This window comes from Halalkalibacter sp. APA_J-10(15) (assembly GCF_023017105.1).
Lineage (GTDB): Bacteria > Bacillota > Bacilli > Bacillales > Bacillaceae_D > Halalkalibacter.
Map to the genome: position 1 here is coordinate 173,555 of NZ_JALKEV010000003.1, position 24,378 is coordinate 197,932.

Sequence of the window (24,378 nt, forward strand, 5' to 3'; positions counted from 1 at the left end):
GAAGTAAATGGCTGTATCAAAAAAAGGAATTACAGGAAGGCAAAAAGCTGCCATACTTCTGATTTCTCTTGGTCCAGATGTTTCAGCACAAGTGTATAAACACCTTTCAGAAGAAGAAATTGAGAAATTAACACTGGAAATAGCTAATGTTCGTAAAGTGGATAGTGAATTAAAAGAAGAAATACTCGAACAATTTCATTCTTTAGTGTTGGCACAGGATTATATAGCACAAGGTGGAATAGGCTATGCAAAAAGTATATTAGAAAAGGCATTAGGTGAAGAAAATGCGATGGGAATTATTAATCGTTTAACTTCCAATTTACAAGTAAGACCTTTTGATTTTGCTCGTAAGGCAGATCCATCTCAAATTTTGAACTTCATTCAAAATGAGCATCCACAAACGATTGCGCTTATCTTATCTTACTTAGAATCAGAGCAGTCGGGGCAAATCTTATCAGCATTGCCTCAAGAGGTACAAGCTGATGTCGCGAAAAGAATTGCTGTTATGGACAGTACGTCTCCGGAAATTATTAATGAAGTGGAAGCTATTCTTGAACAAAAGTTGTCTTCAACGGTGACTCAAGATTATACCGAGGCTGGTGGTATTGAATCAGTTGTCGAAGTGTTGAATAGTGTTGATCGAAGTACAGAACGAACGATTCTAGATGCATTAGAAATACAAGACCCAGAATTAGCAGAGGAAATTAAGAAGAGAATGTTTGTGTTTGAAGACATTGTTACATTAGATAATCGTAGTATTCAGCGAGTCATTCGTGATGTTGAAAATGAAGATCTACAGCTATCTCTGAAGGTAGCAAGTGAGGAAGTTAAGGAAATTATCTTCAGTAATATGTCTCAAAGAATGGCTGAAGCATTTAAAGATGAGATGGAATTTATGGGTCCAGTTCGTTTAAAAGATGTAGAAGAAGCTCAAACGAGAATAGTATCTGTGATTAGAACGCTAGAAGAAGCTGGAGAAATCGTAATTGCACGTGGTGGAGGAGACGATATTATTGTCTAAAATCATCAAATCAACTCATTCTAATGCCAATCAGGCGTCAAAAAAAACGATTTCTATTATAAAAAGATTTCAACGGGATGATGAAATAAGCCATAGTCAAGAGAATGATAACAACTTAGAGAACGAGCAAGGTAATACAGAAGAAGATGAAAAAAATACTCTAAATCGCTTAAAAAAGGACATAGAGCAACAAAAAGCAGAAGCTGAAGCAATCCTTCATCAAGCTCACCAAGAAGCTGACGATATTCGACAACAGATTAAAGAGCAGCTTGAACATGCTGAACAAGAGAAAGACCAGCTCTTTGAGCAAGCGAAACAAAATGGATATGAAGAAGGCTTTAGTAAAGGTCAAAACGATGGCCTTCAATCCTATAATGAATTAATTGATCAGGCGAAAAATATTGTCACTCAATCAGAGCAGCAATTTAACCACCGAATTGAGGAAGCCGAACCTTTAATCATTGAGTTAGCAACGGCTTTAGCTAAGCGGATTATCGGGAATCAATTAATAGATGATCAACAAAATTGGACAAGCATGTTAAAACAGGTAATAAATGAAGTTCGTGAGCATGAAGATGTGAAAATTTATGTGCATCCTGATTGGTATGAGCTTACAGTCAGTCAGCAGGAAGAACTAGTGCAATTATTAAGCCATTGTGATCATCTTTTTATATACCCTGATGCTGGATTGATGAAACATGGATGCGTCATTGAAACAAAGCATGGACGTATTGATGCAAGTATGGATCGTCAGTTAAAGGAGTTAAAAACACAGTTATTAGCAAAGCTCAAGGAGGATTCACGTTGAATGTTCAATCTTTACCAGAATTAATTCCGCAGCTTTCTCCATTTAAATGGTACGGAAAAGTAACGCGAGTCATTGGTCTAATGATTGAATCGAAAGGTCCGCAAGCTTCTATTGGAGACCTCTGCTATATAACAACAGGAAGAAATTTAATGACAAGAGTAAGAGCAGAGGTCGTTGGCTTCAGAGATGAATTTGTTTTGCTAATGCCATTAAACGGAACATCCGAAATAGCTCCTGGTAGTTTAGTAGAAGCGACAGGAAGACCACTAGAAATTAAAATAGGCACTCAGCTAATAGGTTCGATTGTAGATAGTTGTGGTGAATTGTTAACGAAGGAGTCGTTACCAAAAGGGTTATCCAATTTTCAAACAGATAATGACCCTCCAAATCCAATTAAAAGACCACGAATTAAGGAGCTAATGTCCTTAGGAGTAAGATCCATTGACTCGTTATTTACAGTTGGAAAAGGGCAAAGAATAGGTATTTTTGCAGGGAGTGGAGTAGGTAAGAGTACACTATTATCGATGTTAGCGAGAAACTCTGAAGCAGATGTAAATATCATTGCTTTAATTGGAGAACGTGGACGTGAAGTAAAGGACTTCATCGAACGAGATTTGGGTGAAGAAGGGCTGAAGCGCTCTATTGTAGTTGTAGCAACATCAGATCAGCCTGCGTTAATGAGGATAAAAGGGGCGATGACAGCTACGGCCATCGCTGAATATTTTCGCCAACAAGGTATGGATGTTAACTTAATGATGGACTCTGTAACGCGTGTCGCAATGGCACAGCGAGAGATCGGCTTAGCAATAGGGGAACCTCCTACTTCAAAGGGATATACTCCGTCAGTGTTTGCTCTATTGCCTCGTTTATTAGAGCGCTCAGGAACAGATGAAAAAGGTTCTATTACTGCGTTTTATACAGTGTTAGTTGATGGTGATGACTTAAATGAGCCAATTTCTGATGCGGTCCGTGGAATTTTAGATGGACATTTAGTATTAGATCGAAAATTAGCTCAAAAAGGGCAGTTTCCAGCAATCAATGTTCTAAAAAGTATTAGTAGAGTGATGTCTGACATCGTAACGGAAGAGCATAGAAAAGCAGCTGAACGTTTGCGCTATTTCGTTTCTGTATATGAAGACAATGAAGATCTTATTAATATAGGGGCATATAAAAAAGGTAGTTCACCTGAAATTGATAAAGCTATTTTAATGTACCCTCAAATTGTATCATTTCTTAAACAAGCAACAGATGAAAATTCAACCATTGATCAATCAATACAAACGCTTATTAAATTGCTAGGAAATGGTGGTCGATCATGAGTTTTCAATACACATTACAAAAAGTTCTAGAGCTTAAACAATCACAAAAAAATGAATTTGAAGCTGCATATAAAGACGCAACCGATCATTTTGAAAAGGTAGCTACTCAGCTTTATCATCTTTTGAAAAAGAAGGAAGGTTTGGAGGAGATGGCTCGAAATCAATTGCAGCAAGGAACGTCGATTAAGGCCATACAATTTCAAGAAACGACATTGTCACAACTTGAAAAAGAAATATTGATTTTGCAACAACAAACTCAGCAGGCTCGCTTAAAAATGGTGAATAGGCAAGATCAATTAATGAATGCAACTGTTGAAATGAAAAAATATGAAAAAATGAAGCAACGAGAACATGAGCAATACAAAGAAGAGTCGAAACGAATAGAACTATTAGAAATGAATGAGTTATCGATTCAAGCATATGCGAATCGTTGAAATTAGGTGAGAAAATGAGTGATAAGGAACGCTCTTATAATAAGTTTCAATTATTCTTTTTAGTTATTTTCATTCCAATTATATTTGGATTAGTGTTGTTTGGTTTTGTTTTTTCTTTAATAGGATATGACGTTATTGGTCAAGCTCAAAAAATAGGTTCAACTATACCTATTGTATCTAATTGGGTTCAGGATGAAGATGAAGAGTTAGAAAACAACACTACAGAACAGCTTGAACAAGTTGAGGCTAATTTGGCTGAAAGCGAAGATGAAGTTACAAGGTTAGAATCAGAATTACAACGAAAAGAATTAGAGATTTTAGAACTTCACGATGAAATTGCAGATCTTCAAGAGGAACTTTTATTTCAAGGTCAAGAAGAAATTAGTATTCAAGAATCACTTGAAGAAATCGGGCAATTGTACGAATTAATGTCTGAAGAGAAAGTTGCGAACGTCTTGAGTCAAATTGATCCGGATGAAGCTGTTTTGCATTTAAGATATGTATCAATTGAACATCGTGCAGCTATTTTAGAGGAAATGGATGATAGTCAGGCTGTTGAATATTTAAGAAGAAAACTGAACGAGTAAATCGGGTTCTTTTGAAAGGAGGTGAAATGAAAAGTTGAATCAATTAATGATGGCACTGGCATACCAGAAACCAAACCTTGTCGTTCAAACGATGGGGAGCAATACTAATTCAATTAAAGAAGAAACGGATTTTTCTCAAGTGCTAGGTGGATTGCTAGAAGGTGACGAGGAGGTGGTACAAGACTTCTTAAATCACGACGATATAGAACTGCTTTTGGAAGAATTGGAGGTACCTGAATTTCTGGAATTTAAAAATTGGCTTTCTCAACCGGACGTAAGCGAAATTTGGGATAAGCTCTCTAGTAACCTTCAAGGAGATTTAACTGGAGATGATTGGTTTAAAGAAGGATCGACTGTTGACGAGCAAATGATGATAAGTTTGATCGCGATGTGGCAAGAATACAAAAACCAAGACGAACAAAACAGCATAGAGAATACTACTTTAAATTCAACCGTTATGGGACAGTTAGTTTTAGGGTTAATTCAAAGTCAGATGACTAATCCAAATGATGAAATAAATTCGCTAAAGACACGCGAGGAACAAAATGTAAATCAATTGCGTATTGATCAGGATAGGACCTTAAAGCAGTTTCTTAGAATGCTCATTCAAAATCATGATAGCGGCAACGGGAATAGTCGTAATCGGTTCTTTAATGAGCTATCTCTAAATCAAAACAGTCAGCAAGTAGATTCAAGTTCATTAGCGATCGGACAGATTGTTAAGAGATTAGTAGAATCAATGACTGAAGAAAGAAATAAGGGAAACCAAGTTAGTGAGCGGAATGTTGAATCAACTATGCTTTCTTTACCGAAAGATCTGAGATTAAATCCATTATTATCTGAAATAGGATCGTATACAACAAGAACTGATCAAGCAACAATTCATGTGGGTGAACAAATGCCTCGTGAAATTCAACAGCAACAATTCATGAGACAGTTTCAAAACCTAATGAGACATGCCACTATGACTCATTCTAAAGAAGGCGTTCAAACCCTTTCCGTGAAGCTGCATCCCGAGCATTTAGGTCGATTGGATGTACAATTAACGCAAATCAATGGGGTGTTGTCTGCCAAAATAATGGTTAGTCAATCAGCAGCAAAGGAACTAATTGAAAGCCAGCTTTCTCAATTAAGGCAAGCCTTTATCCAGCAGCAGCTTCCAGTTGAACGTATTGAGATCACGAATCAACAGTCTCAATTGGAAAAAGAAAAGGACAAAGAAGGTTCATCTTCACAACAGCAACGTCAAGATGCGAATGATGACGGACAAGAAGAGAATCGAGAGTTTCATGAGGAGTTTCAAGATAGTCTTTACTCAATAAATGAACAGGTTTAGGTGTGTGATAATATGCCAACGATTAACGAAAGCTTATATTTACAAGAAAGACAGCAGCAACCGCAAAATACGAATCAAAGTATTTTAGGAAAAGATGACTTTTTAAAATTGTTAATTACTCAATTACAAAATCAAGATCCGTCTAATCCAATGGATGACCGAGAATTTATTGCGCAAATGGCTCAATTTTCTTCCTTAGAGCAAATGACTAATATGAATCAAGCGATGCAATATTCTGTTCATTTACAGCAGAGTCAAAGCTTAGTACAGCATAGTGAGTTAATTGGTAAAACCGTTCAATGGAAACGTGAAGTTGAATTGGATGAATATCGAACGGAAACCGTATACGAAAATCATAAAGTGAAATCAGTTCGTCTAGAAAACGATGGTAAAATTCGTATTTTACTTGAAAATGATCGATGGATTAGCAATGATCAGGTTGTTCAAATTAGTGAAACAACAATAGAAGAATAAAAGGAAGTGAATGTATGGATCCAAGGGTTCAATGGCATCCGTTACCAAATCTTCCGAAATCACCTAGTGTTAATACTAATGATAGTCATGCAAAAAAGAAAAACTTTAAAGAAGTTTTTCAAACGGAACTAAACAATGCTACAAAATTAGTATTTACAAAACATGCAAAAAATCGAATGGAATCAAGAGGAATTTCAATTGATGATAACAAATGGATAGAAATCGAAAACAAGGTGGTTGAGGCAAGGAAAAAAGGTATTAAAGAGTCTGTTGTTATTACAGAAGATGCAACTCTATTGATTAATGCACAAACTCATACAATTATTACGGCACTCAATCGAAATGAAGCGAAATCACAAATTTTCTCAAATATTAATGGTACGATTTTAATTGACTAGACTGGACCCGTAAAGGGAAGTCTTTGACTGCTGATCGATAGATGCAGTTTATAAAAAGGAGGATACGTAAATGTTAAGATCGATGTATTCAGGTATTTCGGGTATGAACAATATGCAAACGAAATTAGATGTAATTGGGAATAATATTGCCAATGTCAATACATTTGGCTTTAAAAAAGGCCGTGCGACATTTAAAGATATGATTAATCAACAGATCGCAGGAGCATCCGCTCCTGGAGCTGGTATGGGGGGGACGAACCCTATGCAAGTAGGATTAGGTTCAATGCTCTCTTCTATTGATACAATTCATACTGGCGGTAGCTTACAAAATACGAATCGTGAATTAGACTTAGGGATTTCCGGGGATGGCTTTTTCCGGGTGACCGATGGAGATGCCATTTTTTATACACGTGCTGGAAATTTTTATTTTGATGAAGAGGGTGCAATTGTAACTTCTGGGGGACTTTACTTACTCGATGATGATGGTGACACAATTTTAGTACCGGAGGACGCACGTAGCTTCAGTATTGGTCAAACAGGTGTCGTAAACTATGTTGATGCAGATGGAGATTTACAAGAAGCAGGTACTATATCATTAGCATATTTTGCTAACCCAGAAGGTTTACAAAAGGAAGGAGATAACCTTTACCAAGTTACCCCTAACTCAGGTGGTGTCAATATAACGACTCCAGGTAATGAAGGTACTGGAGTGGTAGTTGCTGGAACATTAGAAATGTCAAATGTAGATTTATCTGAAGAGTTCACTGAAATGATTGTTGCTCAACGTGCTTTTCAGGCTAATACTCGAATTATTACAACTTCAGATGAAATCCTACAAGAGTTAGTGAATTTAAAACGTTAACGAATGAATGAACCACATAGGAAATACTAAGGAGGGTTGGACTAGGACGCAAACTCCTAGTCCATTTAATCAATTATGATTGAGCTTATAAGAATTAATGGGAAATCTTTTTACCTTAATGTCCTTCTAATTGAACAAATGGAGGCATTTCCAGACACAACCATTACACTTGTGAATGGGAAAAAAATTGTTGTTAAAGATGAAATAGAAGATGTAAAAGTTTTAATTAATAAACAATTTAAAGATCTAGGTCTTTTAGCAACATATAAAGATGTGGGGGGCGCATGATTGTTTAAGAATAAGTTAGTCAATATTATGTTAATCATTTTAGCTGCGCTGACATTACTTGGGGTTATTGTATTTGTCTTATTTAATCAATTTTTAGATAGTCCTGAAGAGGGGCAAGAACCAACGATTGATCAGATTATTAATTTATCTTTTGATACGGATGAAATTACGACAAATTTACAATCAAACGATTTTATTCGAGCCACTTTTCGTATACAAGTGGATAGCAGATCAGCACTATCAGAAATACAAAAGCGTGATTTTCAAATTAACAACATATTATTACGTTCATTATCCAACAAACGTTCTTCAGAGCTAGCTGGTAATGAAGGAATCGTCGATTTTGAAAATAGTATACGAGATGAAATTAATGCATTAATGCAAGAAGGTGAAGTGGTTCAAGTCTACACGACAAGTTGGGTCATACAATAATAACCTCAAATTGCTTTACTGCTTAATTGGATGGAGAGGTGAGGCACTTGGCTGACGTTTTATCTCAAGGCGAAATCGATGCCTTGCTATCAGCAATTTCCACAGGGGAAATGGATGCTGATGAATTGAAAAAAGAAGAAACTGAAAAGAAAGTTAAAGTGTATGATTTTAAAAGAGCTTTAAGATTTTCTAAGGATCAAATTAGAAGTTTGTCGAGAATTCACGAGAACTTTGCTCGTTTATTAACAACTTATTTCTCAGCACAACTGCGTTCATATGTACAAATATCTGTGACGTCAGTTGATCAATTACCATACGAAGAGTTTGTACGTTCCATTCCTTCTATGACAATATTAAATGTCTTTGAACCTTATCCACTAGATGGACGTTTAATCATGGAGATCAACCCGAATATCGCATATGCGATGTTAGATCGTTTACTTGGAGGAAAAGGGTCAAGTATTAACAAAGTTGATTCATTAACAGAAATCGAAACGAAGATTATGTCACAATTGTTTCAAAGAACACTCGATAGTTTTCAAGAAGCTTGGAGTTCTATTATTGAATTAGACCCTGTGATGGAAGAAATAGAAGTTAATCCGCAATTCTTACAGATGGTATCTCCAAATGAAACTGTTGTGGTCATTTCGTTACAGACAACGATTGCAGAGACATCTGGGATGATTAATATTTGTTTGCCACATGTTGTACTAGAAAGTATCTTACCAAAGCTTTCGATGCACTATTGGATGCAAGAGAAGAAAAAAGAGCGAGACGAAGGCGAACTAGAAAAGATTGAACAAAGTGTAAAGAAAGCTCCGTTACTCATTCAAGCTGAGCTTGGAGATTCAGAGATTACGATTCAAGAATTTTTAAGTTTAACTAAAGGTGATGTTATAGAATTGAATCAATCTATCGAAGAGCCATTAGGTGTCCTTGTAGGTGGAGAGAGAAAATATTATGCACAACCAGGTATCTTAAAGAATCGTGTATCTGTGCAAGTAACGGAATTGATTGAGGAGGTTGAGGATGATGAATGATGATATGCTATCCCAAGATGAAATAAACGAATTATTAAAAGGTGTTTCAAGTAGTGAAGATGAGGATAGTTCACAGCCTGATTCAGATAGTGATTTAGGTATTTCAGATTATTTGTCCGATGTTGAACAAGATGCACTTGGTGAAATAGGAAATATTTCATTTGGGAGTGCTTCCACTGCACTGTCAACGTTGTTAAGTCAGAAGGTCGATATTACAACACCGACCTTATCAATAATTAGAAGAGATGAATTGGAGGGTGAATTCCCAAAACCGCATGTAGCCATTCACGTAAATTATACAGAGGGCTTTGAAGGAATGAACTTGCTCGTTATGAAAACTTCGGATGCTGCCATTATTGCTGATTTAATGCTCGGTGGAGATGGAACAAACCCTGATGAAGAGCTAAATGAAATGCATACAAGTGCTGTACAAGAAGCAATGAATCAAATGATGGGATCAGCTTCTACATCTATGTCGACGATTTTCAATAAACGGGTTGATATTTCTCCTCCTGGAATTGATTTAATGGATGTGAAGAATGATGAAGGAACGAAGCATGTTCCTGATGACGATATTTTAGTTAAGATTTCTTTTAGGTTAACGGTCGGAAATTTAATAGACTCAACGATTATGCAATTGGTTACCATTTCTTTTGCTAAAGAGCTTGTGAATGAATTAATGAATCCGAGTATTCCTGAAGAGGAGCCGATATCAAAGCAAGCCGGAGAACCTGTTCAACAACAAGAGGTTGCCCAAGGTGAGACTCATTCAAGTAATCAGTCTTATCCTGAAAATAACTCATATTCTAATTCAACATCAGCACCTCAACCTAGTTATGCGAATCGTGGACAGCAACATCTAGGAGGTCAATTTAATCAGCGAGATGTTGATGTACAGCCCGCTGCATTTTCTCAATTTGAAAATCACCAGTTGTCATATGAAGAATCCAATAATTTGAATATGTTGCTTGATATCCCTTTACAGGTAACTGTTGAATTAGGGCGAACAAAGCGCTCGATTAAGGAAATTTTAGAATTTTCACAAGGCTCGATCATTGAACTTGATAAATTAGCTGGTGAACCAGTCGATATTTTAGTTAATCAAAAACTAATAGCAAAAGGTGAAGTTGTAGTCATTGATGAAAACTTTGGTGTTAGGGTTCTTGATATTGTGAGTCAAGAAGCGCGAATTAATCATTTAAAAAAATAGAGTAGGTGAAAGATAGTGGCGAAAAAAGTATTGATTGTTGATGATGCAGCTTTTATGAGGATGATGATTAAGGACATCCTATCGAAAAATGGTTATGAGGTTGTAGGTGAAGCTGCTGATGGTAATCAAGCGGTTGAAAAATATAAAGAATTTTCACCTGATTTAGTGACATTGGATATTACGATGCCTGAAAAAGATGGAATTGCAGCATTAAAAGAAATTATTGCACATGATGGTCAAGCAAAGGTAATCATGTGCTCGGCAATGGGGCAACAATCCATGGTTATTGATGCTATACAATCTGGTGCAAAAGATTTTATCGTAAAACCGTTTCAAGCTGATCGAGTGCTAGAAGCAATTGAAAAAACACTTGCATAAACGGAAGGCAAATGGGGGTAAGTTGTGAAGATGTTGTTTAAGGCTAGATGGGTGGGTATTATCATATTAATAATTTGGGGAATAATGCCAATTTCTGCATTTGCTGAAAATCAGGTTTCTTCTGATGAATGTAGTGTGACTCAATTTATCAATGGGGAATGCCAAGAATTTGTTGAGCCGTCCACGTCAACGGAAGAGTCTGAAGAAGGTCAGGTTGACGAAAGTATTTTCCCTGAAACGAATACTTTTGCTATGTTCGCCCAAACCATCTTAGCATTAGCATTCGTCATTATCTTACTATATGTACTATTGCGTTTTGTCGGGAAACGTTCGCAATCTTTTCGCTCAACTCAGATATTGCAGTCGATGGGTGGTGTTCCATTAGGTGGGAATCGATCTGTTCAAATTGTTCGTGTGAACGATCGAATCTTAGTAGTTGGAGTGGGTGAGTCCATTCAATTATTGAAAGAAATTACTGATCCAGAAGAGGTAAAGAAAATGATGTCACAGCAGCAACAAACAATGGAATCTTTTGATCAGCCTATTGACAAAGTGATGAGTTGGTTTAGAAAAGGTAAAGGTAGGTCAGACGCACATCCAACAAATCATGATGCATTTAAACAACTGTTAACTAAACAGTTAGGAGAAGTTACTGAAACTCAAAAGAAGGTTCGTGATGAGGTAAGGGAGCGTGGTCATAAATGATGGATTTTTTCATCATTTCAGTCATTAACCCATTGCCTGGATTGGATTTAGATTTTATTACGGAAGAGCCTACAGGAGTTGTAACTACGATTCAACTTCTATTAATATTAACGGTTTTGTCATTGGCGCCTGCTATTTTAATTTTAATGACTAGTTTCACAAGGATTGTGATTGTACTATCGTTTGTCAGACAAGGGTTAGCGACACAAACAATGCCTCCGAACCAAGTCATTATTGGATTGGCATTATTCTTAACGTTTTTTATTATGGCTCCTATTTTTGCAGAAATTAATGAAGTAGCGTTAACACCACTAATCAATGAAGAAATTGATCAAGATGAAGCATTTGAACTTGCTGTAGTGCCATTAAAGGAATTTATGGCGTCACATACAAGGGAAAAAGATCTTGCATTATTTATGGGATATGCTGGGCTAGAACAACCAGAGTCTTTAGATGATATTCCATTAACTGCACTTGTTCCGGCTTTTGCGATAAGTGAGCTGAAAACGGCCTTTCAAATTGGTTTTCTCATTTTTGTACCATTTCTTGTTATTGATATGATTGTTGCAAGTGTTTTAATGTCGATGGGAATGATGATGCTTCCTCCAATTATGATTGCATTACCATTTAAAATATTGTTGTTTGTGTTAGTAGACGGCTGGTATTTAATTGTTCAGTCTTTGCTTTTAAGTTTTAGTTAGCGGGTGGTGTTGGTTGTGAGTTCAGAATTTATTATAAGTATGGCGGAAAATGCGGTTTGGGTTGTCCTATTTGTTGCGGGTCCTTTACTTTTAGTTGCATTAGGTTTAGGACTTTTTGTGAGCATCTTTCAAGCAACGACACAGATTCAGGAACAAACGCTAGCGTTCATTCCTAAAATTGTTGGAGTATTTGTTGCTCTTATTGTGTTTGGGCCATGGATGCTTTCTACTGTTACGAATTTTGCCTATCAAATTTTTAGTAATCTTCATCGGTTTATAGGATAATGGTTGAATTTGTAAATGTTTTACCTGCATTTCTATTAATTCTTGTTCGTATTCTGGCATTTTTTGCGATTTTACCAATCTATGCTCACCATTCATTACCCAATACGTATAAAATCGGACTAGCTTGTTTTCTAGCCTGGGTGATGGTTTTTACGTTGGAAAATCCAGTTGTCGTGATGGATGGAACCTATTTTCTATTAGTGATGAAGGAAGCACTTGTTGGCTTAATGGTTGGATTGATTGCATCTATTATTATGTATGCCATTCATATAGCTGGTGGGTTTATCGATTATAGTATGGGCTTTATGATTGCAAATGTCGTTGATCCACAAACTGGTGCACAGACCCCCCTTACTGGGAGTTTTTTATATGCATTTGCTATTTTATTTATGCTTCTTATGAATGGTCATCATTTATTGTTAGATGGTATTTTTTTCAGTTATCAATTTGTTCCGATTGATCAGCTCTTTCTACCTTTTAGTCAAGAGAATATCATTCAATATGTTGTGACAACTTTCAATTCAATGTTTATTATTGCCTTTCAAATGGCATTTCCTATTGTGGGATCTCTCTTCCTTGTTGATGTTGGTTTAGGAATGATCTCTCGTGCTGTGCCACAAATGAATGTTTTTGTCGTTGGTTTACCGCTGAAAATCACAGTAGGGCTATTGTTATTGACCGTGTACATCAGCGTATTCTTTATCATCGTACAGCAATTGTTTGAACAGATGATTATAACGATGAGAACGTTGCTGCAACTATTAGGAGGGGCCTAAATTGAAACCATATCCATTTAAACTTCATTTGCAATATTTTGCAGATGAAAAAACGGAAAAAGCAACTCCTAAAAAACGACAGGACACTCGTAAGAAGGGGCAAGTAGCCAAAAGTAATGATGTTAATACTGCAATCATACTCTTATTTGTATTTTTATGTTTTTGGTTTTTTGGAAGTTATTTCGGAGAAACACTTACCAATCTGCTGAAACATACGTTTCAAACCTATTTATTGGAAACCGTAAACGAGCCATTTATTGAAACGGTGTTTATTGAACTGCTATTTCAAGCAGCTTTAACATTCTCACCTATTATGTTAATTGCGATGATTGCTGGTGTATTTGCTAGTTATATTCAAGTAGGTCCTTTGTTTGCTCCTGAAGCATTAAAGATGAAGATTTCGAAATTGAACCCTATTCAAGGAGCAAAGCGAATTTTTTCAGTAAGAGCTATTGTTGAACTCGTAAAGTCATTATTAAAAATATCTTTTGCGGGAATAACCGTTTTTACGATTATTTGGTTTAGTTTAGAGGACGTTATGCTGTTATCACAAAAAAGTGTTATGGAAGGCTTTGGTTTAATTGCACAGCTGACTGCGTTGTTAGGTATTTCTGTAGCCATTTTGCTATTGATACTAGCAGTACCAGATTATATTTATCAAAAATATGACCATGAAAAACAAATTAAAATGTCAAAAAAAGATGTTAAAGATGAACATAAAAATATGGAAGGGGACCCGAGGATTAAATCGAAACGAAAACAAAAACAAATGGAAATGGCGATGCAACGAATGATGCAAGAAGTACCAAAGGCAGATGTTGTTATAACGAATCCAACCCATTTCGCAGTCGCTCTTCGTTACGATGAATCGGTCTCTGAGGCACCCATTGTTATTGCAAAAGGTGTCGATATTATCGCACAGAAAATTAAAGGAATTGCATCAGAATATGATGTAATTACTGTTGAAAATAAACCATTGGCAAGGGCTTTGTATCATCAAGCAGAAATTGGTGACCAAGTGCCTGAGGCATTATTTAAATCAGTCGCAGAGGTTTTAGCATATGTTTATCGATTGAAAAACAAACAAGTCAATTAGTTTGTTGACGTAAGGGGAGAAGTTTTGTGGGAGTAAGAGATTTATCGGTTTTACTTGGTGTTATTTTAATCATCGCGATGTTAATTATACCTTTACCAACAATCATGTTAGATTTTCTAATTATTATTAATATTTCTCTTGCTCTTATTATTATTTTAGTAGCAATGAATACTCGAGAGCCTTTGCAATTTTCCATTTTTCCAACTTTACTGTTACTCGTTACCTTGTTTCGCCTTGGTTTAAATGTTTCTACTACTCGTTCTATTTTAAGTGAGGCAAAAGCAGGTAATGTCATAGATACTTTTGGTAGTTTTGTTGTTAGTGGAAATGCTCTTGTTGGTTTTGTCGTTTTCTTAATTTTAGTCGTCATTCAGTTTCTTGTTATTACGAAAGGGGCAGAACGAGTATCAGAGGTAGGTGCGCGTTTTACGTTAGATGCGATGCCTGGTAAGCAAATGAGTATTGATGCTGATTTAAATGCTGGAATGATATCAGATGCAGAAGCGAAGGAAAGACGAGAAAAAATAGAACAAGAAGCTGATTTTTACGGTTCAATGGATGGTGCTAGTAAATTTGTTAAAGGGGATGCTATTGCTGGTATCGTCATCGTTATTATTAATTTAATTTTTGGGTTTATCATCGGTATGATGCAACAAGGAATGACCTTTGATGAATCAGTAACGACATTTACATTACTTACTGTTGGGGATGGGTTAGTAAGTCAAATCCCAGCGTTGTTAATTTCGACAGCAACAGGAATTGTCGTAACAAGAGCGGCTTCTGAAGGCAGTTTAGGGCATGATGTGACGAAGCAAATTTTTGCATATCCTAAGATGCTCTATGTTGCAGGTGGAACGATTCTAATGCTAGGGATCGTCACACCGATTTATCCAATCGTTACATTTCCAATAGCGATTTTACTTATTATCGGTGGATATATGCTTTCTCAAAATGAGCTGAAGATGACTGAGGAAGAAGATGTCATAAATGAAGAAGAGACAGAAGATGATATGAAGTCTCCTGAAAGTGTAGTCAATTTGCTACAAATTGATCCGATAGAATTTGAATTTGGCTATGGATTAATACCATTAGCAGATGCTAACCAAGGTGGGGATTTACTTGATCGTGTCGTCATGATTAGACGGCAAATGGCATTAGAATTAGGAATGATCGTCCCGGTCATCAGAATAAGAGATAATATTCAATTACAACCTAATGAATATACAATTAAAATAAAAGGTAATGAAATAGCGAAGGGTGAATTGCTGTTAGATCATTATATGGCAATGAGTCCTGGAGTAGAGGATGAATCGATTGTTGGAATAGAGACAGTAGAGCCTGCATTTGGAATGCCTGCGCTTTGGATTGGTGAAGATATGAAAGAACAAGCAGAACTTTCAGGATATACGGTTGTAGACCCACCTTCTGTTGTATCGACTCATCTAACAGAGGTAGTGAAAAGGCATGCACATGAATTATTAGGTAGAGAAGAAACGAAGCAATTAGTTGATCATTTGAAAGAAACCTACCCAGCTCTTGTGGAAGAAGTAACGCCAAGCACGTTATCAACTGGTGAAATTCAAAAGGTGTTAACGAATTTGCTAAGGGAAAATGTCTCTATTCGAAATTTACCTACCATTTTCGAGACGATGGCCGATTATGGATCGATGACAAAAGATATGGATCTATTAACGGAGTATGTTAGACAGTCGTTATCAAGGCAAATCTCTAAGCAAATGACAACACCAGGAGAGCCTTTATATGTTGTGACATTAAGTGGCACGATCGAAAAGAAGATTGCCGATTCGATTCAACAAACTGAGCATGGAAACTTTTTGGCTTTGGATCCAAATGAGTCTCAACGAATTTTGGAGTCGGCAGCTGCAGAAACAGATCGGTTAGCGCAAATGGGGCAAACACCTGTTATTCTTTGTTCCCCAGCAGTAAGAATGTATGTGAGACAGCTAATTGAACGTTACTTACCTCAAGTGCCGGTGCTTTCTTATAATGAATTAGAAACGGATATAGAGGTGCAAAGTGTAGGGGTGGTGAATGTTGAATGAAAGTAAAGAAATTTATTGCTACAAATATGGCTGAGGCCATGCACTCTATTCGTTCAGAATTAGGCGAGGATGCAGTCATACTTCATTCAAAGAAAGTGGATACGGGTGGTTTTCTTGGGATGTTTACGAAGAAAAAGCTCGAAGTAATTGCCGCGATTGATCCACTTGGGAGTCAGCCTAAATCAAAGGCGTTAACTTCAGCAGCACGTTTAAAGCAGCAACCAAAACAAGCAAAGCAGCCAACAGTAAGTACCGATAATCAACAACTTTCCATGAAAAATGAGATTGAGCAGTTAAAAACGTTAATAAGTGAAATGAAACCTAAATCTAAAAATGATCTAGAGTATCCGCGTCCGTTCCAAGAGATCGAAAATCATTTAGCAGATCAGGGAGTATTGAAGTCTGCAAGGGGGATCATTATAAAGAAAATAATGAAAGATTGGTATGATAACGAAGAAGAGGATTTTCAATTGAATGTCGACTATTCTTCTATTTTAAAAACACTTTTTACTAATCTTTCATTTGGCCAACCTTTTAATAAAAAAATTGTTAACATTGTTGGGCCGACAGGTGTAGGGAAAACGACCACTATTGCTAAGTTAGCAGCCATTGCGACACTTCAAGAGAAAAAAAAGGTGGCTTTAATTACGACTGATACGTTTCGGATTTCAGCGGTAGAACAATTAAAAACATATGCGAAAATTTTAAATGTTCCTGTAAAAGTTGCTTATTCAATTGATGATTTTAAAAAAGGGATTGATATGTATTCACATTATGACTTAATATTAGTCGATTCTGCTGGAAGGAATTTCAGGAATTCTCTTTACGTCGAAGAGCTATCGAAAGTCATGAATTTTGACCAGGATACTGAAACACACTTAGTTCTTTCTCTTACTTCTAAGTATGAAGATATGAAGGCGATCATTGAGCAGTTTAACCTTATCTCCATTTCTTCTATTATTTTGACAAAAAAAGATGAAACGAGTACACACGGTGCTATGGTAAATATTCCATTTGAATATAATATGCCTCTTACTTATGTGACAACAGGTCAAAATGTGCCGGATGATATTATGACAGCTTCGATTGAATTAATTGCTTCTTCCATCAAAGGGAGGGCTAAAGATGAATGATCAGGCTGAAAATTTAAGAAAAATGGTTGCCACTGAAGCTACAAAAGAAGCGAAAGTTATCGCAGTTGTAAGTGGAAAAGGAGGGGTTGGCAAATCAAATGTTTGTTTGAACTTTGCCCTATCCTTGACACGTTTAGGTAAGAAGGTAGCTATTTTCGATTTAGATATAGGGATGGCTAATTTGGATATATTAATGGGAGTATCCTCAACCTATACGATCATGGATGTGCTAGAAAATGAGCTATCTATTTGGGATATCATTGAAAATAGTGAGGATGGATTAGCTTACATCGCTGGGGGGTCTGGCTTCTCATCTTTTGTAGAATTAACTGATTCAAAAATTCATCGCTTTTTTAACCAGTTAGAGTTAATAGGTCAGCATTTTGATTTTGTATTTTTGGATATGGGAGCGGGAGCAACAAAGGCTAGTATGCAATTTATTTTGGCAGCAAATGAAATTTTCGTGGTGACAACCCCTGAACCAACATCGATTACAGATGCTTATGCAATGGTAAAGTATATACATTTAAGTGATGAACAAATTCCGATGTATTTGCTCATTAATCGTGCTGAATCTGAAAAGGAAGCAAAGGATACCGAGCAAAACTTCAAGCGAGTTACATTACAATTTTTAGGTAAGCATTTACTCCCATTAGGGTATGTTCCTTTTGACGATAAAGTAACAAAATCTGTTAAGTCACAAAAGCCATTCGTTTTATTATACCCACAAACAAAGGCAAGTCAGTCAATTGCTCAAATGGCATCTTCTTATATTGGGATAAAAGAGTCTACACCTTCAAAGTTTGGACAATTCATAAAAAAAATGAAGGTATTCATGAATAAGTAAAAATAACAACGTGGAAAGTTGGGGATAACATGAATAAATTAATTCGTGTATTAGTAGTAGATGATTCTGCTTTTATGAGAAAAGTCATCTCCGATATTATTAACTCTGACACGCGTATGGAAGTTATTGCAACAGGTAGACATGGTGGGGATGCGATTAAAAAAATTGAAGAATTTGAACCTGATGTGATGACACTTGATGTTGAAATGCCAATCATGAGCGGATTAGATGCGTTGAAATGGATTATGAAAAAAAAGCCAATGCCTATTGTAATGATTAGTAGTAAAACAAAAATAGGAGCCGACGCAACCTTACAAGCAATGGAAGTAGGGGCTGTTGACTTTATTACAAAGCCATCGGGTGCGATTTCACTTGATATTGGGAAAGTGGCTGATGAAATAAAAGAAAAGGTTTACCATGCTTCAAAAGCGAATGTCGAGGCTCTACAGAACGAACATCGTCCTAGTAAAGTTCAACCAATCCCGATTAAAAAAGATAGACAAGCTGTGGCGACAAAATCTTCTACGCAAAAAATAATAGCAATTGGTACTTCAACTGGGGGACCGAAAGCATTAAAAACAGTCATTAGTCAACTTCCTTCATCCATACAGGCTCCGGTTTTAGTTGTTCAGCATATGCCAGCTGGGTTCACTAAGTCATTAGCTGATAGGCTTGATCGCTTGTCAGAGCTTACTGTCAAGGAAGCTAAATCAGGAGATGTGTTGGAGAATGGACATGTTTATATTGCTCCTGGAGGCTTGCATTTGAAGCTGGTCGTTCAATCTAAGGCTTTAACGATTCAAACAACTTTAGATGAACCAAGGAAGGGGCATCGTCCTTCGGTAGATACGATGTTTGAATCTTTGGCACAAATCAATCAAATTGATGTGATTGCGGTAGTGATGACTGGAATGGGAACAGACGGTACGATTGGATTAAAAGAATTAAAAAAGCGATATAACTGTTATTCCATTGCCGAAGCAGAAGAAACTTGTGTCGTTTATGGAATGCCTAAATCAATTGTGGCCAATAGATTAGCTGATGAAGTTGTTAGGGTTGAAAGCATTAGTCATTACATTACACAATATTGCCAAGGGTAGGGGAATAAAATGGATGATCTTAAAAAATTACAGCCATTTCATTTAGATGTATTAAAAGAAATTGGTAATATCGGTGCTGGTAATGCTGCGACAAGCTTGTCACTCTTATTAAATAAAACGATTGATATGAGTGTACCAGATGTTCGGGTTGTTTCATTACAAGAAATACCAGATCAAGTCGGTGGTGCTGATACAGAGGTAGCTGCAATCTTCTTACGTATAGAAGGGGAAGCTCCAGGTAGTATGTATTTTATAGCGGATATTACGGATATTGAAAAAATGATTTGCCGATTAATTGGAAATGATCATTTCCAACTTGTATCTCCTCCTTTTGATGAAATGGGTATGTCAGCCTTTTTGGAAGTTGGAAATATTTTAGCAGGATCTTATCTCTCTTCTTTTTCAGATTTTACTCAATTAGATTTGCAGCCGTCAGTTCCCGGTGTAAGTATTGATATGGCAGGGGCTATTTTAAGCTATGGCTTAATCCCAATATCTGAGGTCGGTGATTTTGCTATTGTGATTGATACGGAAATTGTTGAGGTGGATGAAGAATCTGAAAAGGTTTCAGGTCATTTCTTTTTATTACCGGATCCCGGTTCATTTCAAACGATCTTCAAAGCGTTAGGAGTGGAAATAGATGAGTGACGTTATTAAGGTTGGCATGGCTGATTTAAATATTGTCACTCCTCCAAATACGATTCGTACTTCAGGACTCGGCTCTTGTGTCGGGTTAATCATATTTGATGATCAAAAAAATGTTGCAGGTATGGCACATATTATGTTACCTAATTCAAAATTATGTAAACAATCTCCGCCAAATGTTGCTAAATATGCTGATACCGCAATACCAGCTTTGATACAGGATTTAAAGAAAAAGGGTGCTAAACCAGCATTTTTAAAAGCTAAAATGGCTGGCGGTGCACAAATGTTTTCGTTCTCAACTGGGAATGAGATGATGAGAATTGGGCCAAGAAATATTGAGGCTGTTAGAGCATTGTTGGAAGCATTGAATATACCAATTGTTTCTGAAGATGTTGGTGGGAAAAGTGGTCGCACGATTGAATTCAATCCAGTTTCTAATCTGTTGAATATTCGAACGGTCAACCAAGGGACGAAGGAGATCTAACAAACAGAGGTGATGAGATGGCACAAGTAGCAGCAGATCAAAAAATATGGGATAAGTGGATAGAAGAACGGTCGAGAGAAGCTTGTAACGACTTGATCCAACATTACATGCCACTCGTCCATTATCATGTACAACGCATCTCAATCGGTTTGCCAAAAAATGTCCAAAGAGAAGATTTAATTAGCCATGGAATGTTTGGTTTATATGATGCACTTGAGAAATTTAACCCTGAGCGTGACTTGAAATTTGATACATATGCTTCCTTTCGTATAAGAGGTGCAATCATTGATGGATTAAGAAAAGAGGATTGGTTACCACGCTCGATTCGAGATAAAATTAAAAAGGTTGAATCGACTATTGAAAAACTCGAACAATTGTATGGAAGGTTCATTACAAGTGAAGAAGTGGCGAAAGAGTTAAATATCGATAAAGCAGAAGTTGAGCAAGTGATGACGGAATATTATACGGCTTCGTTATTATCAATGGATGAACGACCACAAGATCAAGATAGAAACGAAACGTATGCGACAACATTAGAAGATAGACAAACAAAGAAACCTGAAGATAAAATGGTTGAAGAAGCAACAAAACAAGAACTAGCAGAAGTCGTTAAGCGTTTAACTGAAAAAGAGCAACTGGTTATTAGTCTCTTTTATTTTGATGAAATGACGTTTACTGAAATCGGACAAATTCTTAATCTTTCGACTTCTAGAATTTCACAAATTCATTCTAAGGCTTTATTTCGGTTACAACAAGTAATGAAAAAAAACGTTAAAGAGGGTGAAAAGCGGGGATGGTAGATGTAGCAGAATTCTATGAAGTGATCGTTTCTAAGGATAAAATGAATGCAACTATTCGACAAGTAGAAAAAAGAAATGAAGACGATAAAATCACAGCAGAAGATTTAAAGCGCTTGTTATATGACCATGACGTTGTCTATGGAATTGATGATTCAGTATTAAACCTTTTTGTTAATACACCGATTATTAGTCAAGAGCTTGTAGTAGCAAAAGGGAAAGCTCCGAAAGATGGTCATAATGCTTATTTAAAACCAATTTCATTTAATGAAAAAGCAAAAGATATAGAAAGCTATGAAAATATTGATATGCGAGATGTTGTGGACATTCCAACAGTTGTGATTGGTGAAAAAGTAGGAGAGAAAATTCAAGCAACGCCAGGAGAAGATGGTATAAATATAAATAACGAACAAGTACCCGCTAAGCCAGGTCATGATTTCAAGCTTGCGAAAGGAAAAAATACGAAAATTAGTGATAATGAGCTGGAACTTTATTCCTTAATTAATGGTCAAATTAGTGTCGATAAATATACGATCCATGTACATCCTACATATGAAATTAAAGGTGACCTTTCCATGAAAACAGGAAATGTTGATTTTGTAGGTAATGTCATCATTAATGGAAATGTTCCGGCTGGTTATTCAGTAAATGCAGTAGGTGATATTAGAGTCACTGGTACAGTTGAAGCTGCAACCCTTATTTCTGGTGGTTCTATCTTTATTGGTTCAGGGGTGGTAGGCCAGCATAAAAGCTATCTTGAGGCTGAAAAAGATATTAAAACAGCTTTTATAAATGAGGGAACTGTTAAAGCTGGCGGAATAGTTGAAGTAACACAAACCATTTTACATAGCCAAGTAACATCAGGGAAAATGGTCATTTGCAATCGAGGAAGAGGCCTTATAGTAGGAGGGGCTATTTCCGCAATCGAAACGATTAAAGCTAAAGAAATTGGAAATGATATGCATACTCAAACAGACTTATTTATCGGTCTTACAAAAGATACCATTGATGAGCATAAAGCTCTTGAAAAAGAAATGAATGAAATTAATGATGCATTAAAAAAGCTCACTCAGCTGTTAAGAACATTTTTAACAAAAGAGAAGAAAAACGGGACTTTAGAAGGGAGAGATAAACAAACAAAATTAAAAGTATTGCACTCATATCAAGAAAATAATGAAAAAAAACTAAAAATTCAAGAAAGATATTCTGAATTAGATGATATGATTGCCAATGAAGGAACTGGCCATGTGATTGCCGAAAAGAAGATGTATGGTAATGTTTCTGTTCACTTTGGTAAATACAAACGAACACTGAGATCTAATTACTCTAGACCGACTGTGAAAATGGAAGATAGCGAGATTAAAATCATAACGAAATAACAAGTAAGCGTTTACTTGGATTGGAGGGGATAGTCATGAGTATACGTCCGGTTGAAGTACAAGGGTCTTTTCCTCAATCACAAAAATCAGGTAAAATTCAAGAGCAACTTCAGCAACGAGGTCAAACATCACAAGACGTGATTGCCCAGCAAGAGAAAGAAGAAGCTAGAAAGTTACGTCAGCAAGTGAAGCAATCAGACGAATCTGAGCAGTCAAGGTTTCACAAGGATCGAGAATCTGAGCAACAAGAACAGAGTAATCAAGAAAGAAAACAAAAAAAACAAGAAGAGCCTACAAAACAAAAGCATCCTTATAAAGGAAACTTTATTGATTTTTCAGGATAGAAGGGAATTGTATGCTTGAATTATTAGTAGTCATTAGTTTATTACTGCATGGTTTTACGTTTTTATGGATTATGATTTTATTGCAGCGGATACGACATGTACAGAGCCAGCCAGATAGTATGAATCAGCTACAATCAGAAATGGAAGACATATTATTAGCGTATACAACAGAAATGAAAGAAGAGAATGAACGATTGCTTGAGAAGGTACAAAGAAATAAGCATCAAACGACAAGGAGTTTAGTGGAGGAACAATCAGCTAAAGCTTCAAATGATTCAATACAGCTAGAAGCGAAAGAGGAACAGGAACAGGAAGATTCTCTCCCATATATTCCTCCTATAGAAATAAACGAACAAGAAACATACGAAAAATCCTATACAGTAAAAGTATTAGAGTTAGCACAGTCCGGTCTCACTTCCGAGCAAATTGCCAAAAAATTAAAAATGGGAAAAGGTGAAGTTGAGCTTATACTGAAATTTCATCAATCATGACAATCCATACTTGCGCCGCTAGTGGCAATGTGGTATAGTAATTCTCGGTGTTAATCACACACGCTATTTGATTTATGAAAAGGTGCTGAATCCAGTCTTTCATAAAAATGATCATAGCGGAGGAAAAAAACCATAAATGAAGGAGGTGTTGGATGTGGCAGTAATCTCCATGAAGCAATTATTAGAAGCTGGTGTTCACTTCGGTCATCAAACTCGACGATGGAACCCTAAAATGGATCGCTACATCTTCACAGAAAGAAACGGTATTTACATTATTGATTTACAAAAAACAGTTAAGAAGGTTGAAGAAGCGTATCAATTTGTTCGTGATTTAGCTGCTGACGGTGGAAAGGTATTGTTTGTTGGTACGAAAAAACAAGCTCAAGACTCTGTCAAAGATGAAGCAGAACGTTGCGGCATGTATTATATTAACCAACGTTGGTTAGGTGGTACTCTTACAAACTTCGAGACTATTCAAAAACGTATTGCACGTCTTAAGAAACTTGAGAAAATGCAAGAGGATGGAACATTTGATGTTCTTCCTAAGAAAGAAGTTATTCTTCTTAAAAAGGAAATGGATCGTCTTGAAAAGTTTTTAGGCGGTATTAAAGATATGCAAGACGTCCCTGATGCTTTATTTGTTATTGACCCTCGTAAGGAACGTATTGCAATTGCCGAAGCACATAAGTTAAACATTCCAATTGTTGCAATTGTTGATACGAATTGTGATCCGGATGAGATTGACTATGTTATTCCAGGTAACGATGATGCCATTCGCGCAGTTAAATTATTAACTGGTAAGATGGCAGATGCAGTCATTGAAGCAACTTCTGCTGAAGCTGAAGAGGTTGAGGAAGAAGAAGAAACGACAACAGCTTAATTATTGTACTCAAATGGGGTGGTAAAGGGGGATTACCCTTTACCACTTTTTTAGAAGTTAAGATT

30 protein-coding genes are annotated in these 24,378 nt (G+C 36.4%); all 30 read left to right on the plus strand.

Annotated elements, in window-relative coordinates; genetic code table 11:
- The first annotated feature begins 7 nt into the window (after nucleotides 1-7).
- The 30 genes from fliG to rpsB all read left to right on the plus strand — a co-directional run bounded on the left by fliG (nucleotide 8) and on the right by rpsB (nucleotide 24,313).
- Nucleotides 8-1,021 (plus strand): flagellar motor switch protein FliG, encoded by a 1,014-nt coding sequence (fliG, locus tag MW695_RS05110; protein WP_035340578.1) that lies wholly within the window; start codon nucleotides 8-10, stop codon nucleotides 1,019-1,021.
- Nucleotides 1,014-1,829 carry a flagellar assembly protein FliH gene (fliH, locus tag MW695_RS05115; RefSeq protein ID WP_247103964.1) on the plus strand — a complete coding sequence of 272 codons (816 nt, stop codon included), beginning with the start codon at nucleotides 1,014-1,016 and terminating at the stop codon, nucleotides 1,827-1,829. The genes fliG and fliH overlap by 8 nt, the downstream gene beginning before the upstream one ends.
- Complete coding sequence (fliI, locus tag MW695_RS05120) at nucleotides 1,826-3,148, plus strand: flagellar protein export ATPase FliI (RefSeq protein WP_247103965.1); 1,323 nt, start codon at nucleotides 1,826-1,828, stop codon at nucleotides 3,146-3,148. Before fliH ends, fliI begins: the two co-directional genes overlap by 4 nt.
- Entirely contained in the window at nucleotides 3,145-3,582 is a 438-nt protein-coding gene (fliJ, locus tag MW695_RS05125; protein ID WP_247103966.1) for a flagellar export protein FliJ, read from the plus strand. Before fliI ends, fliJ begins: the two co-directional genes overlap by 4 nt.
- Before the next feature lie 14 nt (nucleotides 3,583-3,596).
- The gene (locus MW695_RS05130; RefSeq protein ID WP_247103968.1) at nucleotides 3,597-4,169 is read left to right on the plus strand and encodes a MotE family protein; all 573 of its coding nucleotides are present in this window, start codon (nucleotides 3,597-3,599) and stop codon (nucleotides 4,167-4,169) included.
- A 34-nt stretch (nucleotides 4,170-4,203) separates the two neighbouring features.
- Nucleotides 4,204-5,505 (plus strand): flagellar hook-length control protein FliK, encoded by a 1,302-nt coding sequence (locus MW695_RS05135; protein WP_247103969.1) that lies wholly within the window; start codon nucleotides 4,204-4,206, stop codon nucleotides 5,503-5,505.
- A 12-nt stretch (nucleotides 5,506-5,517) separates the two neighbouring features.
- Complete coding sequence (gene flgD, locus MW695_RS05140; RefSeq protein WP_247103970.1) at nucleotides 5,518-5,979, plus strand: flagellar hook assembly protein FlgD; 462 nt, start codon at nucleotides 5,518-5,520, stop codon at nucleotides 5,977-5,979.
- A gap of 14 nt (nucleotides 5,980-5,993) precedes the next feature.
- Entirely contained in the window at nucleotides 5,994-6,377 is a 384-nt protein-coding gene (locus MW695_RS05145) for a TIGR02530 family flagellar biosynthesis protein (protein ID WP_247103971.1), read from the plus strand.
- A 70-nt stretch (nucleotides 6,378-6,447) separates the two neighbouring features.
- Nucleotides 6,448-7,239 (plus strand): flagellar basal body rod protein FlgG, encoded by a 792-nt coding sequence (gene flgG, locus MW695_RS05150; protein WP_247103972.1) that lies wholly within the window; start codon nucleotides 6,448-6,450, stop codon nucleotides 7,237-7,239.
- Between the two features lie 75 nt (nucleotides 7,240-7,314).
- Nucleotides 7,315-7,527: a flagellar FlbD family protein gene (locus MW695_RS05155; RefSeq protein ID WP_247103973.1), complete on the plus strand. Its 213-nt coding sequence runs from the start codon at nucleotides 7,315-7,317 to the stop codon at nucleotides 7,525-7,527.
- The gene (gene fliL / locus MW695_RS05160) at nucleotides 7,528-7,959 is read left to right on the plus strand and encodes a flagellar basal body-associated protein FliL (RefSeq protein WP_247103974.1); all 432 of its coding nucleotides are present in this window, start codon (nucleotides 7,528-7,530) and stop codon (nucleotides 7,957-7,959) included.
- 47 nt (nucleotides 7,960-8,006) lie between these two features.
- On the plus strand, nucleotides 8,007-8,999 hold the full coding sequence (gene fliM / locus MW695_RS05165) for a flagellar motor switch protein FliM (RefSeq protein ID WP_247103976.1): 993 nt from the start codon (nucleotides 8,007-8,009) through the stop codon (nucleotides 8,997-8,999).
- Nucleotides 8,989-10,209, plus strand: a complete 1,221-nt coding sequence (fliY, locus tag MW695_RS05170; protein ID WP_247103978.1) for a flagellar motor switch phosphatase FliY — start codon at nucleotides 8,989-8,991, stop codon at nucleotides 10,207-10,209. Before fliM ends, fliY begins: the two co-directional genes overlap by 11 nt.
- A 15-nt stretch (nucleotides 10,210-10,224) precedes the next feature.
- Nucleotides 10,225-10,587, plus strand: coding sequence for a response regulator (locus tag MW695_RS05175; RefSeq protein ID WP_035340608.1), 363 nt, complete (start codon nucleotides 10,225-10,227; stop codon nucleotides 10,585-10,587).
- 30 nt (nucleotides 10,588-10,617) lie between these two features.
- The gene (locus tag MW695_RS05180; protein ID WP_247104147.1) at nucleotides 10,618-11,292 is read left to right on the plus strand and encodes a flagellar biosynthetic protein FliO; all 675 of its coding nucleotides are present in this window, start codon (nucleotides 10,618-10,620) and stop codon (nucleotides 11,290-11,292) included.
- Nucleotides 11,289-11,993 carry a flagellar type III secretion system pore protein FliP gene (gene fliP, locus MW695_RS05185; protein WP_247103979.1) on the plus strand — a complete coding sequence of 235 codons (705 nt, stop codon included), beginning with the start codon at nucleotides 11,289-11,291 and terminating at the stop codon, nucleotides 11,991-11,993. The genes MW695_RS05180 and fliP overlap by 4 nt, the downstream gene beginning before the upstream one ends.
- A 15-nt stretch (nucleotides 11,994-12,008) precedes the next feature.
- Nucleotides 12,009-12,278 carry a flagellar biosynthesis protein FliQ gene (gene fliQ / locus MW695_RS05190; protein ID WP_035340614.1) on the plus strand — a complete coding sequence of 90 codons (270 nt, stop codon included), beginning with the start codon at nucleotides 12,009-12,011 and terminating at the stop codon, nucleotides 12,276-12,278.
- Nucleotides 12,278-13,054, plus strand: a complete 777-nt coding sequence (gene fliR, locus MW695_RS05195) for a flagellar biosynthetic protein FliR (RefSeq protein WP_247103981.1) — start codon at nucleotides 12,278-12,280, stop codon at nucleotides 13,052-13,054. The genes fliQ and fliR overlap by 1 nt, the downstream gene beginning before the upstream one ends.
- A 1-nt stretch (nucleotide 13,055) precedes the next feature.
- On the plus strand, nucleotides 13,056-14,150 hold the full coding sequence (gene flhB, locus MW695_RS05200) for a flagellar biosynthesis protein FlhB (RefSeq protein WP_247103983.1): 1,095 nt from the start codon (nucleotides 13,056-13,058) through the stop codon (nucleotides 14,148-14,150).
- A 26-nt stretch (nucleotides 14,151-14,176) separates the two neighbouring features.
- The gene (flhA, locus tag MW695_RS05205) at nucleotides 14,177-16,213 is read left to right on the plus strand and encodes a flagellar biosynthesis protein FlhA (RefSeq protein ID WP_247103986.1); all 2,037 of its coding nucleotides are present in this window, start codon (nucleotides 14,177-14,179) and stop codon (nucleotides 16,211-16,213) included.
- Nucleotides 16,210-17,346, plus strand: coding sequence for a flagellar biosynthesis GTPase FlhF (gene flhF / locus MW695_RS05210; protein WP_247103987.1), 1,137 nt, complete (start codon nucleotides 16,210-16,212; stop codon nucleotides 17,344-17,346). The genes flhA and flhF overlap by 4 nt, the downstream gene beginning before the upstream one ends.
- Nucleotides 17,339-18,193, plus strand: coding sequence for a MinD/ParA family protein (locus tag MW695_RS05215; protein ID WP_247103988.1), 855 nt, complete (start codon nucleotides 17,339-17,341; stop codon nucleotides 18,191-18,193). Before flhF ends, MW695_RS05215 begins: the two co-directional genes overlap by 8 nt.
- A gap of 29 nt (nucleotides 18,194-18,222) precedes the next feature.
- Nucleotides 18,223-19,293, plus strand: coding sequence for a protein-glutamate methylesterase/protein-glutamine glutaminase (locus tag MW695_RS05220; RefSeq protein WP_247103989.1), 1,071 nt, complete (start codon nucleotides 18,223-18,225; stop codon nucleotides 19,291-19,293).
- A 9-nt stretch (nucleotides 19,294-19,302) separates the two neighbouring features.
- On the plus strand, nucleotides 19,303-19,941 hold the full coding sequence (locus MW695_RS05225) for a chemotaxis protein CheC (RefSeq protein WP_247103990.1): 639 nt from the start codon (nucleotides 19,303-19,305) through the stop codon (nucleotides 19,939-19,941).
- Nucleotides 19,934-20,422: a chemotaxis protein CheD gene (locus MW695_RS05230; RefSeq protein ID WP_247103991.1), complete on the plus strand. Its 489-nt coding sequence runs from the start codon at nucleotides 19,934-19,936 to the stop codon at nucleotides 20,420-20,422. The genes MW695_RS05225 and MW695_RS05230 overlap by 8 nt, the downstream gene beginning before the upstream one ends.
- Before the next feature lie 17 nt (nucleotides 20,423-20,439).
- Nucleotides 20,440-21,222 carry a FliA/WhiG family RNA polymerase sigma factor gene (locus MW695_RS05235; RefSeq protein ID WP_247103992.1) on the plus strand — a complete coding sequence of 261 codons (783 nt, stop codon included), beginning with the start codon at nucleotides 20,440-20,442 and terminating at the stop codon, nucleotides 21,220-21,222.
- On the plus strand, nucleotides 21,216-22,598 hold the full coding sequence (locus tag MW695_RS05240; protein ID WP_260505859.1) for a flagellar assembly protein A: 1,383 nt from the start codon (nucleotides 21,216-21,218) through the stop codon (nucleotides 22,596-22,598). Before MW695_RS05235 ends, MW695_RS05240 begins: the two co-directional genes overlap by 7 nt.
- Before the next feature lie 35 nt (nucleotides 22,599-22,633).
- Nucleotides 22,634-22,942: a hypothetical protein gene (locus tag MW695_RS05245; RefSeq protein ID WP_247103994.1), complete on the plus strand. Its 309-nt coding sequence runs from the start codon at nucleotides 22,634-22,636 to the stop codon at nucleotides 22,940-22,942.
- An 11-nt stretch (nucleotides 22,943-22,953) separates the two neighbouring features.
- Nucleotides 22,954-23,433: a DUF6115 domain-containing protein gene (locus MW695_RS05250; protein WP_247103996.1), complete on the plus strand. Its 480-nt coding sequence runs from the start codon at nucleotides 22,954-22,956 to the stop codon at nucleotides 23,431-23,433.
- A 154-nt stretch (nucleotides 23,434-23,587) separates the two neighbouring features.
- Nucleotides 23,588-24,313, plus strand: coding sequence for a 30S ribosomal protein S2 (rpsB, locus tag MW695_RS05255; RefSeq protein ID WP_247103998.1), 726 nt, complete (start codon nucleotides 23,588-23,590; stop codon nucleotides 24,311-24,313).
- Nucleotides 24,314-24,378: the final 65 nt, after the last annotated feature.